The sequence below is a fragment of the Psychromonas sp. SP041 genome (genome assembly GCF_000470315.2).
Lineage (GTDB): Bacteria > Pseudomonadota > Gammaproteobacteria > Enterobacterales > Psychromonadaceae > Psychromonas.
Genome location: NZ_CBRF02000058.1, coordinates 1 through 20177, shown reverse-complemented (window position 1 = coordinate 20177; position 20177 = coordinate 1). Strand labels below are relative to the sequence as shown.

Genomic DNA, 20177 nt, shown 5'->3' with positions numbered 1-20177 from the left:
AACCTCGCTTGCCTGTATTGCGAGCAAACTCTCTACTAAGCGTCGATTGACTCACATTCAATTGTTTAGCTATTTTATTTTGACTCATGCCTATTTTCTTTAGTGCGTAAATCTGGCATCGTTGCGCGTAGGTCAGTTGTTTATATGTTTTCATTGTTGCATCTCTTGCCGGAGAAAAAGCGATAAGCATATCTTCAGCTGATCGTCTTTTCTACCAATTCAAGTTATGCACTTATGATCTGAATCCAAGTAACCATATGAACGAAACTTTCCAGAATAAGAATCGGGTGAATTTGATGTTCCAAATAAATCTAAAAAATCAATTGTAAACTCAGCACCATAAACATCTTGGTGTAAAACTATATTATCCCCGTTCCAAGGAATGCCTTCCCGTCCATCGATACCTTTATAAGTTTCAATAAAAAGAGTTTCTAGCATGGCAATGGCTTCATCATGAGTCGCTAAACGAAATGCATTACCATAACCCGATTTATCAAATGTTTCGATTGCTTCCTCTTGCGTTAACTCCGATGTAAATGACCAATCTAACCAATCTAATCCGTTAACCGTGGTATAAGTATCATTATCAATTACTTTAGCATGTACGAAATGAGATAAGCTACTAAGTGTAATAGCCAATATAAATATGATTTTGTTAAATATTTTCATGTTCATCCTTAACAGAGTTAAAATTAAAAAGCATAAAAGCAAATATAAATAACAATATAAATAACAATATCAATAAAAATAAACAAATAGTCAATGACAATGTCAAATAAAAGAAGTTTTCTGGCGTGCTAACAATTATTTTAAAGTATCTCCAGTTTAATTAACTTAATTCAATTTAGAGTTTAAATTAATGCAATGGTTATTATTTTTACGAAATTTATAATAAAAAGTGGATTTTTTGCAGTGAAATAGATCAATAATTCATTGTAATTAGCTTTATCAACTCATTTTCAAGGCATAAAAAAACCACGTAGAACGTGGTTTTATAAAGTACTTTAAAGTTTAATTAATAATAATAATTAAACAGGCATTTTCGCTAATTTAGCACATACTAAATCACCAAATTCAGCAGTACTTACTAAGTTAGCTTCACCTTCTTTAGACAGGTCAGATGTTGAGTAGCCATCTTCAAATACACCTTGCATAGCAGCCCATAGGTTCTTAGCTTCTTTTTCCATCCCAAAGCTCATTTCTAGCATTAATGCTACTGAACCGATCATTGAGTATGGGTTTGCAATGCCTTTACCTGCGATATCTGGCGCAGAACCGTGTGATGGTTCGTAGTAAGATTTTTCAGGACCTTTACAAGCAGAAGGCATTAGGCCTAAAGAACCTAAGATACCACCGCCTTGGTCACTTAAGATGTCGCCAAACATGTTTTCCATTACCATTACGTCAAACATAGTTGGTTTTAAACATAAGTAAGTCGCTGCAGCGTCCACTAAAATATTAACAACTTCAACTTCAGGGAAGTTTTTGCTTTCTTCTTCAACAATTTCATTCCATAAAACGCTTGATTTTAAAACGTTTGATTTATGGATGTTATGCATGATTTTTTTACGTTTCATTGAAACTTCAAAACCAACACGCACGATTTGACGAATTTGGTCTTCATCGTATTCTAATACTTCACGTACATAACGGCGACCTTCAGCGTCAACGCCTGTTTCTTTTTCACCGAAATATAAACCACCCACTAACTCACGAATTAACATGATGTCGATGCCTTCACCTACCACTGACTCTTTAAGAGGAGAAAAGTGAGCCAAACCTTTTGGTAAGTATACTGGACGGAAGTTAGCATAAGTATTGTAACGACGACGTAAAGGTAATAAAGCACCACGTTCAGGCTGCTCATCAACAGGGATTTTTTTAGAGTCTTCGTGATTTAAACCAATCGTACCTTTTAAAATAGCATCTGCTTTATCACATGCTGCTTTAGTTTCTTCAGGGAAAGCTTTGCCTGTTGCAAAGTAAGCAGCAGCACCAAATAATACGTCATTTAATTCAAAGTTAACGTCTGCATTACGTTCTTCAACTAATTTTAAAACTTTTACAGCTTCTTTCATTACTTCAGGACCGATACCGTCGCCTGCTAGTAAAGCAATGTTATATGTTGTCATTCTGATTCCCTAAATGATTTTCGGATGATATTTGTTGGCACATCATAAAGTAAAAGTGCACTAAATTTCAATTTATGAACGTGTTTTTTCGCATATTTACGCAAAATAAGTGAATATAAAAAAAGATAGATGGTCTCGAAGGCAGGCGTAATATTGTTAAATAAAACAAAGTATCATTTTAGATATGTTAAATAGTACATGGTTATAGTGCCATAAAAGAAGGTTAATACATGCCATACTCACATATTAACCTTTTCATGGCTTATTTAAGAATTTATGACAGCTGTTATTGCAAAATACACGCAGCAGAGTGTATCTCGCTACCTTTTAATTTTACGTTACTCGTCGCACATGCATCAATGGCAACGGGGCAACGCGTTCTAAACACACAGCCTGATGGTGGATTAATAGGTGATGGTAAATCCCCTTCCAGCATTTGTATTTTTTTAGCACGTTCCAATCTAGGGTCAGGAATGGGTACAGCAGACATTAATGCTTTAGTGTAAGGATGTTTAGGCTCGTTAAATAAAGAGTCACATTCAGCCAATTCGACTGGATTACCTAAATACATGACCAAAACACGATCAGAAATATGTTTAACAACCGATAAATCATGGGCAATAAACACTAAACTTAACCCTAATTCGTTTTGTAATTCTTTTAACAAATTAACCACTTGAGCTTGAATCGACACGTCTAACGCAGATACCGGTTCATCACAAATGATCATTTTGGGTTTGAGAATTAAAGCCCGCGCAATACCAATACGTTGGCATTGACCACCTGAAAATTCATGAGGATAGCGATTAACAACATTCGGTAACAACCCTACTTTACTCATCATATCTTTAACTTGATTTTTAACTTCAGCTTTAGACAAATGAGGGTAAAAAGTCTGTAATGGCTCAGCAATAATATCACCCACATTCATTCGCGGGTTGAGAGAAGCGAGAGGATCTTGAAAAATCATCTGAATCTCTTTACGCTTAAGCCGTAGGTTTTTCTTGTCCAGTTTAGTTAAATCCTCACCTAACCAAACGACGCTACCAGCACTAGCGGGTACTAAACCAATAATGGCACGTGCTAACGTTGATTTACCACAACCAGACTCACCAACCACACCTAATGTTTCACCTTCGTAAAGCTTAAGACTAACGCCATCAACTGCTTTTAAAGTATCGGGCTTAGCCCAAGGTAAAAGTGATTTAGAAGCGATACTAAATTGCACTTTAAGATCGTTAATATCTAAAATTAATTTTTTTTCATTGTTCATTACCAAGACTCCCACTCAGAAAAACAAGCTCGAGAACGGTTATCCGCAAAAGCAGTTAACATCGGTGCTTCTTTTTTACATCGGTCCATCACTCGATCACAGCGTTCTTGATAAGGACAGCCAACAGGTAAGTTAAGTAAATTGGGAGGATTCCCTGGAATTGTTGCTAACACATCGTCATTCCCATCAAGTCTTGGAATCGATTTTAATAATCCTTCCGTATAAGGATGGCTTGGTTTGTAGAATATTTCATCCACAGTTCCGTATTCCATGGTACGTCCAGCGTACATCACTAATACTTTATCGCAACTACCAGCAACAACCCCTAAGTCATGTGTGATCATAATAATGGCTGTATTAAACTCTTTTTTTAAGTCATTAAGTAATGCCATTATTTGTGCTTGAATGGTTACATCAAGAGCCGTTGTAGGTTCATCTGCAATCAGCAATTTTGGACGACATAACAGTGCCATCGCAATCATCACTCGCTGACGCATACCACCAGAAAACTCATGAGGGTACATATTCATACGTGATCGCGCTTCAGGTATTTTTACAGCTTCCAGCATTTTTAGAGATTCTTCAAACGCTTCTTTTTTACTCATTCCTTTATGTAAAATAAGGACTTCCATCATCTGCTTACTCACTTTCATGTAAGGATTGAGAGATGTCATTGGGTCTTGAAATATCATTGCTATTTGGTCAGCTCGTACTTTATTCAATTCTTTTTCAGGCAAATTAAGAATCTCTTTGCCCTCAAAATTTGCACTACCTGAAATTAGACCATTTTTGGCTAATAATCCCATTAAAGCGAATACGGTTTGAGACTTACCTGAACCCGACTCCCCTACTATGCCCAAGGTTTCACCTCGTTGTAATGAAAAGTTAAGGTCGTTTACTGCCGTTACGTTACCATCTTGAGTGGTAAACTCTACGTGCAGATCTTTTACATCTAATAAACTCATGTTGTTTCCTTAATGCATTATCTATCTTTTGGATCTAATGCGTCACGTAGACCATCACCGATATAATTAAAACAGAACAGAGTAATCACCATCATGGCTGCTGGAAAAGCTATTTGCCAAATGGCAATTTCCATCGTTTGTGCACCTTCTTGTAATAAAGCTCCCCAACTGGTCATAGGTTCTTGAACACCTAAACCTAGAAAACTCAAAAAAGATTCCGTTAAAATCATACTCGGTATTAATAAAGTAGAGTACACAGCAACAATCCCTAATACATTTGGGATGATATGACGTCTTATAATATTCCAGTTACTGACACCACAAACATGTGCAGCTTCAATAAACTCTTTGTTACGTAAGCTCAATGTCTGACCGCGAACAATACGTGCCATGTCAAGCCAGGCAATCGCACCTATAGCAACAAATATCAGCACAATATTACGACCAAAAAAAGTCACTAGTACTATCACTAAAAACATAAAAGGAATGGAGTAGAGAATTTCCAGAATTCGCATCATCATACGATCGATTTTTCCACCAATAAATCCTGACGTTGCCCCATAAACGGTACCAATAACAACGGCAACTAAAGCGCCTAAAATACCCACCATTAATGAAATTCGTCCTCCTATAAAAGTGCGAACAAAGAGATCACGCCCCAAACTATCAGTACCAAACAGATGTACCATTGATGGTGCTTGATGTAGTGCATACCAATCAGTATCGTCATAGGAAAATTCAGCCACCATAGGCACAAAAATAACCGCTAGCGTGATCACACATAATATAACCAAGCTCACCATAGCGGCTTTATTACGCATAAAACGAATACGCGCATCCTTCCAAAGACTACGCCCTTCAATTTCTAGATTTTCAGAGAAGCTATCAATAGCATCAATATTTTGTTTTTTAGTTAACATAAGCTTCCTCCTTTAAAAGCGGATTTTAGGATCGACGTAGGCAAGCAGAATATCCACAATCGCATTGAATAAGATAAACAATAAACCAATTAAAATCGTTATTCCCATTACCAATGAATAGTCACGATTAAAGGCCGCATTAACAAATAGCTTGCCAATACCCGGTAAACCAAAAATAGTTTCGATAACGACTGAACCAGTGATAATACCGACAAAAGCAGGTCCCATATATGAAACAACGGGTAGCATTGCTGGCTTTAGTGCATGGTGTAAAACAATATAAGAAAAACTCAATCCTTTAGCACGCGCTGTACGGATAAAGTTACTATTAAGTGTTTCAATCATGCTGCCACGTGTAATACGGGCAAAAGTAGCGACATACATCATCGACATACCCAATACAGGCAATACCATATATTTAGCCGATCCATCGAGCCAACCACCAGCAGGAAACCAGCCTAATGTTATCGAGAATAAGTAAATCAATACAGGAGCAAGCACAAATGAAGGCATTACAATGCCAATCATCGCGGTCGACATGACACTGTAATCAAGCCAAGTATTTTGTCGTAAGGCCGCTATCGTACCGATACCAACACCAAAAAAAACAGCAAAAACAAAAGCTACAGCACCAATTTTTGCTGATACAGGTAGCGCCGTAGCCACCAGCTCATTAACGGTAAAATCTTTGTATTTAAATGAAGGACCTAAATCACCTTGAAGCACGTTAGATAGATAAGTGGTGTATTGCTCCATAACGGGTTTATCGAGGCCATATTTAGCGTTAATATTCTCCATTACTTGTGGGGGTAGTGTGCGCTCACTAGAAAATGGGCTACCAGGAGCAAAGCGCATTAAAAAGAAAGAGATAGTGATCAAAATAAGCAAGGTAGGTATTGCTTCAATAACTCTCTTGAGGATGAATTTAAACATAATTAACTCAACTTAATTAAATAAACAAAAAAGAGGCTGGATTAGCCTCTTTGATTAGTTACCCGAAATACTATTCGGCGATGATATACATATCTTTTGAATACAGTTTATCTTCGGCATTATTCGCTGCATAACCACCTACGTGAGGATTAACTAAGCGTGTTTGTACATATTGATAGATAGGCGCAATAGGCATATCTTTTGCTAATTGGGCTTCCTGTGCGTAATACAATTGTGTACGCTCTTCCGCTGAAGTCGCTTCAATACCACGTTTAATTAGTTCATCGTATGCTGCGCTTTGGTAATGGATACCACCAGTAGTATTGCTACCTTCCATTAATGATGTAAAAGTAGATGGCTCGTTATAATCACCACACCACCCAGCTCGAGATGCTTCAAAATTTCCTTGTTTTTTAGTTTCTAGATAAGTTTTCCACTCTTGATTTTCCAGAGTTACTTCAACACCTAGTGTTTTTTTCCACATGGAAGCAATAGCAACAGCAAGCTTTTTATGATTTTCACTGGTGTTATATAACAGACTAAATTTAAGAGGATTAGATTTATTATAACCCGCTTCAGCGAGTAACTTTTTAGCTGTTGTATTACGCTCATTTTGAGTCATTTTACCATAAGCAGGAAGTTCAGGACTAAACCCTGCAATGATTTCAGGCGTTAAGAAGTAAGCTGGTTTTTGTCCTTGACCAAGTAAGGCATCAGTAACGATATTACGATCGATTGCATAAGAGATTGCTTTACGGACACGCACATCATCAAAAGGCTTCTTGTGAGTATTAAAGTTATAATAATATGTACACAGGCTACCTTTAATCTGTAATGACTCAGGATGATCTTTCTTCAAACGTCTAAAGTGCTCATTAGAAACTTCATAAGTAAAATCAAGTTCACCCGAAAGAAAACGGTTCATTTCTGCAACTTGATTTTCAATCGGTAGGAAAGTCACCTTGGTTAAAACTGTCTTAGCATTATCCCAGTAAAATTTATTGGGTACCATTTCAATACGTTCGTTTACTACCCAATTATTCAATACAAATGCACCATTACCTACAAAGTTTTCTGGTTTAGTCCATTTATCACCAAACTTTTCAACGGTTGCTTTATGTACAGGTTTAACTGTTGTGTGCCCCATCATCATGACAAAATAAGGAGCGGCATGCTCTAAGTGAACTTGAAAAGTATGTGTATCTATTGCTTTAACGCCTAATGTTGATTTATCTTTCTTTCCGGCAATAATATCAGCAGCATTAGTCATGCTGGTCATCTCAAGAAACCATGAATAAGGAGAAGCGGTCGCTGGATCAACAACTCGCTGGAAGCTGTAAACAAAGTCATCAGCAGTAACAGGATCACCATTTGACCACTTAGCGTCTTGGCGTAAATAAAATGTAAAGGTTTTATTATCTGGTGTTTCCCAACGTTCTGCAACGCCAGGAATGGTATTACCATCGGCATCTTGATTAACTAAACCTTCTAATAAGTCACGAATAACATGTGATTCAGGTACACCTTCAGTTTTATGAGGGTCAAGTGAAGCCACTTCATTCCCGTTACCACGTACTAATTCTTGCTTTGCAGCGAGTTTGGTACCTTCAGGTACATTAGCAGCAAATGCTGTAAAAGAGGTAGTAGCAAAAGAAAGACCAAGTCCTAGTATTAATGCTTTTGTTATTTTATTTTTATTTTTATTTTTATTTTTATTCACAATTAATTCCCTTACATGGTGATAAAATCATCTAATTTTTAAGATTCGCTAAGGATGCAAAATAATAAAAATAATGATTACTTAATGGTTAAGCAGAAATCCACTTAACACGAATGCACACTGGTTATAGCAATTTGAAAGCCAATAAATAAAACGCATAAATATCAACAAGTTAAATTTAACTCGTATAATAAATAAATAAATAAATAAATATTTATCACCAATTTAGTGCAACAATAAACGTATATGGTGCGATATGATTGAAGTGAGTTGAGTATATTTCATACTCTCGACTCACAAGTTGACCGACTGGTTAACATTAATCCATAAACTATTAATATCAAAGCTAAAATAAGAATAAATATGTCACTTATGATTGATGTCATATTCTAAAAAATAGTTTTGATTGTTAAATAACATCACTTTCCGTTAATAATACTTACTATAAAAGTGAGATTTTTGACTCTTTATAGGTGCTTTTATGATGAGGTTTAAAGAGTATTTAAGATGATAATGTACTCAATATATTTTTTAGTTTTAATTATTAATTATTAATTACTAATTCAGTTAAAAAACATGGAGTAAAGGCGTTAAAATAATCACTCTAAAGTGGTTTTATAGAGAAGGTGGGTGAATGGATAGTCACACTGCCCATGACTCAACAAAGAGTCTATTAGACAGTGCATATTCAACAATACATTAATAAATCATATCGTTTTTTATCACCTGGTTTATAGCTTGGATTAAACAGTCTGGTTTATGTGGCCTAGTTTATAACCCTGTCGATAATTCGATTTAAACCGGATTATCGATATCGATAAAGGTCACGTCAAAGCCCATTTCAGCTTCCAACCATTCACCTAATGCTTTTGCGCCATAGCGTTCCGTTGCATGATGCCCCGCTGAAAAATAATGAATCCCCATCTCTTTAGCAATATGAGTTGTTCGTTCAGAAATTTCACCACTAATAAACGCATCAATACCTTGCTCGGCTGCAATGGTAATATAATCTTGTCCACCGCCAGTACACCAAGCAATGGTTTTAATTTCAGGCTTTCCACCATCAATCCATAATGGCTCTCGATTAAGTTGTTTGGTAATAGTGTTAATTAGCTCACCTGGTGTCACTGCTTGTTCAAACTTACCGACACGTCCTACGCTACGTTTATCCCATGGTTCTAACGGGCGTCGATCTGTGATTCCTAATAAATCGGCTAATTGTTTATTATTGCCTAATTCAGGATGAACATCTAATGGCAAGTGGTAAGCATAAAGGTTAATGCCATTCTCAATTAGTGATTTAATACGCCTGTACTTCATTCCTACGATCTGCTGCGCTTCACCTTTCCAGAAAAAACCATGGTGTACAAGAATGGCATCTGCATTATGTTCTATTGCAGCATCGATAAGCGCTTGATTAGCAGTCACGCCTGTAATGATTTTTTTAACTTGTTCACGCCCTTCAATTTGTAATCCGTTAGGACAATAGTCTTTAAATTGATGAATTTCTAAAAATTGATCAAGTTTGTTTGCAAGTTTACGATTATTCATATGCTTCACTTTTAAATAGAGATCTTTATAGCCTAATAGACTTAGCGATTAAAGCTAAGCTATCAAAGCGAGGTAATAAGTCATGATAAAGAAGTTATTAACGCTATTGAAGCTTTTTAACAAATTCAAATGCACCTAGATCAGGTTGAGTACCTTGATAAGGCAAAGAGATCATATCGCCCTTTTGCCAAGAGACGATTTTATTTAAGGTTAAAAGATTCAATTTTCGATCAATATGAACAATGGTCGCGCTTTGTAAGCTTTTATTCTCTGCAGATAGAATCATGATTTGATCTCCAGGCTCACCTTCAATACCTGCACCGTCGTAGAAAAATTGACTATCTTGCACTTTAACGTGCAACCCTTTCCCACTGTCACTGATAATGTTGCTTAACATAACCCCAGCATCAATCATCGGACTGTTCGCTGAGAGTTGATAATTGTGTTTAGTTTGATCAACGAATAAAGGGTCTTTAGCTAAGGTATCTTTGAATTGCACAGGAATAAAACTCCCTTCAAAATCATAAACACTCATTTTATTTGCAACGCCCCATAACCCAATGACTTGATCACTTTTATCACTGGCAATATTGTTACGCACAAACCATTGATCGCCCTCTTTTCTACTAAATAAAATTTGAGTAGCATTTTGGGTATTGCACTGGCTTGCTCCCACCCCCTGGTTATTCCATAAAATATTGTTTACAAACTGATTATCTTCAAATTTTTCTATCCAACGACCAACCGCAATACCTACACACCAATTATCATGAAACGTATTATTATAAATACGATTACTGTAAGTGTAAGCAGCTTCTGTGCGATAACTGGCGAGGCTAAACCCCACATTGGTATGATAAAAAGTATTAAAACGAATAATGCCATGTTGTCCAGCATATTGAATACCATTGCCGCCACTCGTTGAATAGTAGCGAACAGCATCTTTAAAAATATTGTGCTCGATGAGATTATATTGACTGGCATCTAATACTGGCGCTGGTTGTTTGAAACGTCCGTTCCCATGCCAATCCATCGTTCCTTCTTCACAATCAAATACCGCACCTAACTTTTGCTTTTTGTTACTAAAAACATTGTTTCTAATAACATTGAAGCTACCACATTTGATATTCCAAATATCGTGACCCGCTAAAGTCATTATATTGCCTTCAACCCGATTATAATTTGAATGTACAAGTGATAATAAATCGGTACCTTTCTGAAAACGGTTATCAATTATCTGATTATGATGGCTAAACGCGATATACAACCCACCACGTTTACTGGCATTTTCTCCATCGTTATAAATAGTCGAACCCGTGAAATTATTATTTGAAAAGATATTATGATGTGCATTTAAAAAGCGTCCAAAGCCAATACTATCGGTCACGGTAATGCCATTAATGGCAATATAAGAGGCTTCATCTAACCAAATCGCTCCGTATGCTTGTCTTTGATCAATAGAGTCCACGCCTTTAATACGTACTTGTTCGTTCTGATAAGCACTAAAACCAATATAGGCTTTTTCATTACCTGACATACTCACATGTAATGCTTGTTGATAGTCACCTTGTCGTATTAAAAATAGGATTCCAGGCTTAGCTATTTTAGTGGCATCAGAGAGTTGAGAGACAGACAATTGATCTCCTTTCCCACATAAACGGGTTTCTGGATCATACTGCTGACAACTTTTATTTAATGTTGAATCAACAAAAATTGTTTCTGTAAAAGCGGGTAAATTAAACCTATTTATCAATTGCTCCACGGTTGAATCAACGGTCGGTTTAGCTTGTAAAGGAGTGCTCATTAGAAAGTTGGTTAAAAGGCAAGTTGTTAATAGAATAGAACAATTTAATAACCGAAACATCGGAAGTCCTTTTGCTGTGTTAAAGCTGAGAATGAATATACGAAAGAGGAGATAAGAAGTATAACAAGAATAGCGATATCTCATTGATAATCAAGATAGGTAAACACCATTTTGTGATTTAAATTATTGGTTTTAAGTTAATTATCGAAAAAGAAGAGTATTACAAATAACCTGCTTTTAATAAAATGAAGCACTCTATAGGCGCATAAAAAAGAAGGTGTTCATTCAGTAACACTGGACTACACCTTAAACAGTACCTTAAACAGTACCTTAAACAATACCTTAGCTAATGTCTTGTGTAACACCTTAACCAGCACATTGAAAAACACTTTAAACAATAAGCTAAGCAATGAATCCTATTGTCGTAAGCACTTAACAAATATAATTATTTGGAATAATAAAAGAAAATTGGCTACCTTCTCCCACATTACTTTCAATCTGTAATTTAGTGTCATAATGAGATAATGCATGCTTCACAATAGACAACCCTAAACCAGACCCTCCAGTATCACGAGAACGAGAAGCATCAACACGATAAAAACGTTCTGTTAAATGTAAGATATGTTCAGGCGCAATACCATCTCCGGTATCCATCACACAAAAGTAAGCTCCCTCAGGTAACTTTTTCCATAACACTTTAATACATCCGCCTTCAGGGGTGTAGTTAATCGCGTTATAAACTAAATTAGACATTGCACTACGCAATTGCATTTCATCGCCCACCACTGAAAGCTTAGGATCCATTTTAAATTGTATTGATTGTGATTTTTTACGACCTAATGCAATCGCTTCACTTTCAATTTGAGTTAATAAGGCAGGGATATTAATGCTTTCATGAAAATCTAATGTTGCTGCCCCTTCTATTTTTGACAACGTCATTAGCTGTTCTACTAATGCACACATTCTTGCGGTTTGTTGGTCTAACACTTGAATCGTTTTTAATTGCATTTTGTCGTCTTGCGCACTCATTTCCAATATTTCTATGTAGCCTTGCAAAACGGTTAAGGGAGTACGTAACTCATGGGAGACATTAGCCACAAAATGACGCCTATTTTCATCCATTTGGCGGTAAGTTGTGACATCACGAACGATCAATAAACGTTGATTCTTCGCATAAGGCATCACCCTAAATTCAAGTAATTTATCACTATTAATAGGTGACACGAGATCTAAAGGTTCGTTATAAACATCGCTGCGTAAGTAATTAACAAAATCAGGGTGGCGGATTAAATTGGTAATATTTTCGCCTGCATCTTCGGGCCATTTAAAACCCAATTGAAATTGAGCTAGGCGGTTACACCACACAATTTCACCTTCTTTTTTAAACACCACGACTGCGTCAGGTAAGGCTTCAGAACCTTCACGGAAACGACTAATCACACTCGCTAAATTATTACGACGTTTACGGTGTCTTTGTTGCATATTATGAATACCAATATAGGCATGTTCCCATACTGATTTACCAGGTGGTAGTACCGTACTTTTGCTGACCCATAACCAATCGTTTAATTTTTTTAGAAAATAATAATGCCAAGCATTATGAAGTATCGTAGTGACGAGTAATAACTCCAGCACTAATCCTGTTAATAACCCTAAAATAATCACTGGGAGGTACACCAAAAAAATCGCCCAGAATAACTGCTTCCATGTATATACTTTCAAATGGGATACTCTTTATTGAAATTAATCTAACTAATCATCTCGACCTAATCGTACTTATTGATGATATAAGCCATTAACCATTATGAACGAGTTGAGAAGCGATAACCCGCGCCACGCACTGTTTGTACTAAATGGTCATGGTCAGCTAATGCTTTACGTAAACGACGAATATGGACATCGACGGTGCGATCTTCAACGTAAACGTTAGTGCCCCATACATTATTTAGTAACTGCTCACGGCTATAAACTCGCTCTGGGTGTGTCATAAAAAAATGTAATAATTTAAACTCTGTAGGCCCCATTTCTAAAGGCGTATTATTTAGTGTGGCACGGTGAGAAATAGGATCGAGTTTTAGCTTCCCTACTTTCAATGTATCATCTAAAGAAGTGGGGTTAACACGACGCATCACCGTTTTAAGACGAGCCATTAATTCTTTAGGAGAAAAAGGTTTGGTTACATAATCGTCTGCACCATTTTCTAAACCACGCACTTTATCTTCTTCTTCACCACGTGCAGTTAACATCACAACGGGGATTTGGCGTAATATTTCATCTTGTTTTAAAAACTTTAATAATTGAATGCCACTACCACCAGGGAACATCCAGTCTAGTAGAATAAGATCAGGGTAAGGTTCATGCAAGTGGCTTAATGCAGCTTGATAATTATCTGCTTCCAATGTTTCATAACCATGCTGCTCTAATACAAAACTCAGCATATCTCTGATTGCCACTTCATCTTCAACTACTAAAATTCGACTTGCCATTAAGGTTACCTATTTATGATGAATTCTAAATATAAGTATTATCACTACAAACTATGACAGTTATATGACAAGTGTACGCAAACTGTAATATAACTAACACTTCATTTTAAAAACAATTAGTTGTAACCATATTCCCCCCCCTTAAAATAGAGGTTTTTTTACAGAAAGTAATTAGTCGCAGCTGGTATTATTAGTAACAGGTGCTATTCGTTTTAGTTATTCAGTAATAGCGCCATTTTTAGCTCATTTTATTAAATTATGCTGCGAAGACCTAACTAATACTAAAAGAATTAATAGGGTGATCATTCTTGCTGGTTAAAATCACCCCTAACTGCGTTGTGAGTTTTGAAGTGAGAACAACTATCTCCTACAACTCACGTCTTATTAGTGTTAATTTTTCCTGCGCAATCTCTGATCACTTATTTAATTCCATTGGTATAAACCACCGGTTCAGCTAACATCAAAATACTTTTGCTTGAATAAAGCTAAGGGTAAAGGTTTAGAGAATAAGTAACCTTGACCAAACTGGCACCCTAAATCAGTTAAAATTTGTTTTTGCTTTTCATTTTCTATCCCTTCTGCAATCACTTGAATTGATAGATGTTCTGCTAACATAATCATTATCTGACATAAATCACGACTATTACTTTTTGTTTCCAAATCATCCACAAAGGATTTATCAATCTTTAAAATATCAACGTCCATTTTTTGTAAATAAGATAAAGAAGAATAACCGACCCCAAAATCATCAATGGCAATAGGTACACCTTGTTTTTTTAGCTTAGTCAGTTGAGAACGCACACTATCTTCGCTTTCCATCAATAGATTTTCAGTAATTTCAACAATAATGGCATCATGACTTAAGCCCAGTCCTGCAACATACTCGAACCAATTAGTCATCCATTGACCACCATCTTTAAACTGTATCGGCGACACATTAACGCTAATTTGAAAGTGTTCATCTGCACCAAGTTTTTTCAGTTTAGCAAGATCTTGTGCAGCAGTTCGCGCGACCCATTCACCAATATCAACAATTAAGCCAACTTCTTCAGCAACAGAGATAAATTCTAATGGTGGCACCATCCCTCTTACTGGATGATGCCATCGAATTAGCGCTTCAGCTTTACGGATTTTATTAGTTGATAAATCAATAATAGGTTGATAGTAAAGTTCAAACTCATTGTTAATCAGGCTGCTACGTAAATCATCAATTAACTCTCGTTTTTTAAGCACATCCTCTAACATAATAGTGTTAAAAAAATGGTGACAGTTTCTGCCCGTTTCTTTAGATTTATACATTGCTAAATCGGCATACTTCACTAAGTTTTCAACTGTATTTCCGTCATCAGGAAAAATTGCAATACCAATACTAATGGTCACATACACATGCTTATTTTTAATACTAAAACCACTTGATAAACGATGATGGATCTCAAGTGCAATTTGATTAATAAACGCTTTGCTTGAAAAATTTTCCACTAAGATTATGAATTCATCACCTCCTAACCGCGCTAAAGTAGCTGATGTCGGTAATGTATCTGCAATACATCGACTCACATCGATTAAAAGAAGGTCTCCATAATCATGACCCATCGTATCGTTGATCTCTTTAAAACCATCAAGGTCTAACCCTAAAATGGCGAAATGAGTGTCACTGGGTTGTGTAATTAGGTCTGAGAGTTTATCTAAGATATAACGACGATTCGGTAAACCAGACAGAGGGTCACTAAAAGCTTGCGTCGTCAGCTGGCTATTGGCAACTTTTAAAGCATTAGTTCTTTGCTGCACTTTTTCTTCTAAGGAATGATCGCGTTGCTCAATCGTTTCTAGCATTAAGTTGAAACAAGACGCGAGATTGCCGACTTCATCCCTTGATAATACCTTTGAACGCAAGTTGTAATTATTAGTTTTGGTAACATGCTCTGCCACGGTTGCAAGATGCGTTAAGGGATAAATAAGGTTCTTACGTAAGAATAAAGACAGGATAAAACTGAGTATTAAAATCAACGCTAATATTCCCAGTAAAAATATACTAAAAAAGATTAAACTTTGTTCAATTAAAGAGTAATCAGCTTTAATAGTTAGCGTTCCATAATCTACACCTTTCATGGTTAATGGGATACTCACCACCATTAATTTGGTAAATATTTGTATATCATTATTTTTACGTGAAAAGATACCAACAAAGGCTTTACCTTCTGTATCTTCTACTCGAGCACTCACAATATTACTTTGATCAAGTAAAGGTTTTATCTGCTCTTTTGCACTGACTTCATCCTGAAAAATAAGCGCGGCGGTTAAATTAGGAGCGAGAATATTTGCAATAGAATTAAGCCTAGATTGCTCTGCTTTAGTCACAGTGTTGAGCTCATAAATAGTAAACATAACAGCAATGGTAATACTGCTAAACAAAGCAACCATCATCAATATAGCTAGCAGCTTAGCATTTAATGACCCAAACAATATTTGCCGTAAGTTCATTAAAATATCCTTTCATGAATTCGACCCAAACGAAGTACTTTAGAGCTCATATTGATACCTGAATTTTTCAATTTTATGGGGTCGATTTCGAAACGCACCTTCCCACCAACAATAAAGAAATTAATATGACCTCCAGAGGCAAGAAAACCATCAAACTCACCGACGAGCATTAAGTTTATAAAGGCTTTATTTTCAGATATTAAAGCCCATTTTTCGCTGTCTCCTCTCGATAAAAATAAGGTATTACAGTCAACTATATTTTCTTGGAGTGATGTCAAAAGGTAAACATTAATAAGGCGTTTTTTGATAGTGAGATCTTTAAGCGTATTTTTAGCCGCGACGATAAACTCAGGATTGAAACTACAAATATTATAAGTAGATTTAATATCAGGATTAAACCAATCACCATCAGAATATCGCGCAAAGTTATAAAGGAAGCCTGATTTTATTGCATCTTCTCTTGGGGTAGCGAGAGCCGCTTGTGATATAAAAAGCATCACAAGCAATAGCTTAACAATAAATAACCGACGAAAAATAGGTATCATAAATGACTTAAAATTTTGCCGTTATTTTAGCAAAATAATTTGGTTCGATATAAGTAGGTACCGTATAAGTTTCATTGGTATTGTTATATTCCAAATGTTTGCCATAAAGCAGGTTGTTGCCTGTTAATGAGAATGCAACAGAGGGTGTTATTTGCCAATTCCAAGTTAAATCTAACACACTAAAATCATTAGTATCATAAGCTTCACCTGACTCAATACGATAAATAGCAGCAATAGAATGTTCAGGATTCAATGCGTATTGTGATTTAACAATAACCTGTCGTAGATAACTGTCAAACCCAATTGCTTCAGTTGTTCCCTGAGGAAGGTCATACTCGTAAGCTGTAATACTATAGCCCAGTTCAGTTGTTATCTTATCGAAAGGTTTCCATTTGATAACCGCTTCACCACCATAAGTGGTTAGATCAGCATCAGAAACAAAATTAAGGTTAATCAAGGTGAAAGTGGCATTAGGAATTGCCTCTACAGCAAGTACATTTCGGGCTTCAGTATGAAACAGAGAAACATCTATTCCCCAAGAGTTTTCAGTATAACGATAGCCTAATTCCTTTGATATTGATTTTTCAGATTTCAAATCTGCATTCCCAACTATTTCTGTCTTGATACCGCTAGAAGAAGCTAATGCACGATTATTATATTCAAGTAATGAAGGTATACGTACGCCTTGTGATATAGCAGCCCAAATAGTATGTTTTGAATGTGGAGTCCAAAGTAGACGCGCCATCGGTTGATGTCCCCACCCAGTGAAACTATTTTTTTCACTTCTATTGCCAATAATTAACTTTAATTCATCAGGTAGAAGTGTAAATTGAACTTGTAAAAAACCTCCAAAATGATTGTATGAATCAACATCTTGGATGTTAGTAAAATAGTCTGTTTCATCTATTGAAATAGAGGTGTAGCGATAATTTACTCCCCAATCTATTTGAATATCTTTAATTAAAGTATTCATTTGATAATCAACATCTGTAATAACAAAGTCATCTTTATAATACAGTTGTTCACCTTGTTGAGAGCTAATCGAAGCTTGAAGCATCTGATTAGAAGTAGAAGAAAGTGTCTGCTCTAACCTTGTCATAAATTGAAAATGTTCACGTGTATACTGATCTTGTAAATAGACGCGTTGATAAGTATCTAAGTCTGCTAATCTTAAATTTTGTCCCATATTTATACTGGTATACTGAGCCTGAACGATAAAGGAAAGATCATCATTTAAACTTAAATCAAGCCGCCCACCAACACTTTTTTTTCTACCATCGTCATTTGCAGAGGTACTCTTAGTACTTTTTGTTGCGACGTCCGTCTCCTCGGAACTAGCAAAGATTCTAAATGAACTATAATTTCCTAAATCACCGCCTATTCGAAAATCAACTTTATGATCAATTTTTGTTCCCGTGGTAGCTTGAGCGTAGACACCCAGTGTATCAGCACTATGTTTGCTTATAATGTTTATAACCCCATTGGTTGCATTACTCCCCCACAATAAACCGCCTTGTCCACGTATAACTTCAATACGTTCAATATCATATAAAGGAATGTTTAATGCTTCCCAGTACACGCCAGCAAACCCAGGATTATAAATACTTTGCCCATCCACCATCACTAATAACTTACTAGAATGTTTCCCTGCGGTACTACGTGACGTGATAGCCCATTGATTATTATCTAATTGACGGACTTGCATTCCAGGCACTAATTTTAATGCTTGAGCGACATTTGTTACACCTGACTCTCTAATTTCTTTATTAGTGAGCACATAAATAGAGGCTGCCGTTTCTGACATATTCTGTAAACGTTTCATTGCAGAGGTCACTTGAACATCTGCAGCCATCAAAGCATCAAAATCTAAACTCGGAAGCTCTTCTAAAACATAAACAGATTCATCTTCAGCATAAACGCTATTAACCATTAATATAGTGTTGGAGAGTAGTATGGCAGCGGTAATATAACGTTTGTGACTAAAAAATTTATGCATAATATCAACTCGAGTGTATTGGATATAAAAACATCCATATTTTTATAGGGTCGCGACAATACTGAATACTTTAATATAATATTCACGGGAGTACTTTTTATCTATTCATTATTTTTATATGTTTATTATATAGTGGGATCTAGGTTAATAAATAAAAAGCAATTTACTACCAATTTAAAGGTAAACCATTACAAGAATAAAGGGATTACCTTAAACAAGCAAATTTTGCTGCTTGATATAAAATCATTTACACTCAGGCTCTATTTTATTTCTCATCATTAAGGTGTATTTCATGTTTTTCAAAAACCTCCAAGTTTATCGTTTTACTCGTCCAATGGAACAAGATGACAACGCACTAGAAAGAAACCTAGAAGAATTTAAATTTAAACCTTGTGGTAGCCAAGACATTTCAAAATTGGGTTGGGTTTTCCCAATGGGTAAAAGTGGCAGTATGTATACCCATATAAATCAAAAGCAAATTTTAATCTGTCTTAAGAAAGAAGAAAAAATGTTACCCGCTGGCGTAATTAAAGATCAACTCAATGAACGTGTTGAAGCGATTGAATTAGAGCAAGGCAGAGCATTAAAGAAAAAAGAGAAAGATAGTTTAAAAGAAGATATCGTCATGCAATTGCTTCCACGCGCATTCAGTCGCACTTCACACACTTTTGCATGGATAGATAACGAAACAAATATGTTATACGTAGACTGTTCAAGCGCACGTAAAGCTGAAGAGCTAATTTCATTATTGCGTAAAACATTGGGTAGTTTACCTGTTGTACCTGTACAGCTTCAAAATCAAACCGATGTAGTGATGACGGATTGGTTAGTAGAAGGTAATATTCCAGCGAACTTCCAACTAGAAGATGAAGCAGAACTTTGCTCAGCGTTAGAAGGCGGCGGTATTATTCGCTGTAAACAGCAAGACTTATTATCAGAAGAGATTAAAAACCATTTAAACTCAGATAAGTTTGTGACTAAATTAGCACTTAACTGGGCTGATAGTATTTCTTTTGTGATCGGCGAAGAATTTGCGTTAAAACGCCTTAAGTTCTCTGACGTTTTACAAGAGCAAAATGAAGATATTGAAGCAGATGATTTTGCAGCGCGTTTTGATGCAGACTTTGTATTAATGGTTGGTGAAATAAAACAATTGATTCCATCATTACTTGAAATATTTGGTGGCGAACAAACACTTTAGGCTAGCTTTAATTCTTCCAACCTTCAAGTCCAGTTTAATGCTATAATGCCGATCGGTTAAGGATCTAAGAAGAAAACTTGAACGATCTTGCAGATAGAACATAATCCCCACTCTTATTTAAGGTTGGGGATTTTTTTTTGTTTAATCAAGAAATGGAATTGGTGTATGAA

General features: G+C 36.0%; 16 protein-coding genes. 1 reads left to right on the top strand and 15 read right to left on the bottom strand.

Translation table 11 applies throughout. From position 1 onward, the window contains the following. The 15 genes from SP041_RS21380 to SP041_RS19860 all read right to left on the bottom strand — a co-directional run. Positions 1–154 (bottom strand): helix-turn-helix domain-containing protein (locus SP041_RS21380; RefSeq protein WP_137298000.1); only part of this gene is annotated, 154 nt, incomplete at its 3' end. A gap of 65 nt (positions 155–219) precedes the next feature. Further along, the gene (locus SP041_RS19925) at positions 220–669 is read right to left on the bottom strand and encodes a hypothetical protein (protein WP_025563555.1); all 450 of its coding nucleotides are present in this window, start codon (positions 667–669) and stop codon (positions 220–222) included. 359 nt (positions 670–1028) lie between these two features. Further along, a complete protein-coding gene (leuB, locus tag SP041_RS19920) occupies positions 1029–2132 on the bottom strand; it encodes a 3-isopropylmalate dehydrogenase (RefSeq protein WP_025563556.1) in 1104 nt (367 codons plus the stop codon). Between the two features lie 286 nt (positions 2133–2418). Beyond that, positions 2419–3405: a murein tripeptide/oligopeptide ABC transporter ATP binding protein OppF gene (gene oppF / locus SP041_RS19915; protein WP_025563557.1), complete on the bottom strand. Its 987-nt coding sequence runs from the start codon at positions 3403–3405 to the stop codon at positions 2419–2421. Then, the gene (locus SP041_RS19910) at positions 3405–4370 is read right to left on the bottom strand and encodes an ABC transporter ATP-binding protein (protein ID WP_025563558.1); all 966 of its coding nucleotides are present in this window, start codon (positions 4368–4370) and stop codon (positions 3405–3407) included. Before SP041_RS19910 ends, oppF begins: the two co-directional genes overlap by 1 nt. Before the next feature lie 17 nt (positions 4371–4387). Further along, the gene (gene oppC, locus SP041_RS19905) at positions 4388–5290 is read right to left on the bottom strand and encodes an oligopeptide ABC transporter permease OppC (RefSeq protein WP_025563559.1); all 903 of its coding nucleotides are present in this window, start codon (positions 5288–5290) and stop codon (positions 4388–4390) included. A 12-nt stretch (positions 5291–5302) separates the two neighbouring features. Next, positions 5303–6223, bottom strand: a complete 921-nt coding sequence (oppB, locus tag SP041_RS19900; RefSeq protein WP_025563560.1) for an oligopeptide ABC transporter permease OppB — start codon at positions 6221–6223, stop codon at positions 5303–5305. 70 nt (positions 6224–6293) lie between these two features. Next, positions 6294–7943: an ABC transporter substrate-binding protein gene (locus SP041_RS19895; RefSeq protein WP_025563561.1), complete on the bottom strand. Its 1650-nt coding sequence runs from the start codon at positions 7941–7943 to the stop codon at positions 6294–6296. Positions 7944–8738: 795 nt separating this feature from the next. Continuing rightward, positions 8739–9494 (bottom strand): Nif3-like dinuclear metal center hexameric protein, encoded by a 756-nt coding sequence (locus tag SP041_RS19890; protein WP_025563562.1) that lies wholly within the window; start codon positions 9492–9494, stop codon positions 8739–8741. A gap of 103 nt (positions 9495–9597) precedes the next feature. Beyond that, a complete protein-coding gene (locus tag SP041_RS19885) occupies positions 9598–11358 on the bottom strand; it encodes a NosD domain-containing protein (RefSeq protein WP_025563563.1) in 1761 nt (586 codons plus the stop codon). A gap of 372 nt (positions 11359–11730) precedes the next feature. Next, a complete protein-coding gene (gene phoR / locus SP041_RS19880) occupies positions 11731–13020 on the bottom strand; it encodes a phosphate regulon sensor histidine kinase PhoR (RefSeq protein WP_025563564.1) in 1290 nt (429 codons plus the stop codon). An 80-nt stretch (positions 13021–13100) separates the two neighbouring features. Continuing rightward, positions 13101–13784: a phosphate regulon transcriptional regulator PhoB gene (gene phoB / locus SP041_RS19875; RefSeq protein WP_025563565.1), complete on the bottom strand. Its 684-nt coding sequence runs from the start codon at positions 13782–13784 to the stop codon at positions 13101–13103. A gap of 450 nt (positions 13785–14234) precedes the next feature. After that, positions 14235–16265, bottom strand: coding sequence for an EAL domain-containing protein (locus SP041_RS19870; RefSeq protein WP_025565819.1), 2031 nt, complete (start codon positions 16263–16265; stop codon positions 14235–14237). Further along, positions 16265–16810 (bottom strand): YfiR family protein, encoded by a 546-nt coding sequence (locus SP041_RS19865; RefSeq protein ID WP_025565817.1) that lies wholly within the window; start codon positions 16808–16810, stop codon positions 16265–16267. The genes SP041_RS19870 and SP041_RS19865 overlap by 1 nt, the downstream gene beginning before the upstream one ends. Positions 16811–16817: 7 nt before the next feature. After that, a complete protein-coding gene (locus tag SP041_RS19860) occupies positions 16818–18806 on the bottom strand; it encodes a TonB-dependent receptor (protein WP_025565816.1) in 1989 nt (662 codons plus the stop codon). A 292-nt stretch (positions 18807–19098) separates the two neighbouring features. Here SP041_RS19860 and rdgC point away from each other — a divergent pair, with 292 nt between their 5' ends. After that, a complete protein-coding gene (gene rdgC / locus SP041_RS19855; RefSeq protein WP_025565815.1) occupies positions 19099–20007 on the top strand; it encodes a recombination-associated protein RdgC in 909 nt (302 codons plus the stop codon). Positions 20008–20177: the final 170 nt, after the last annotated feature.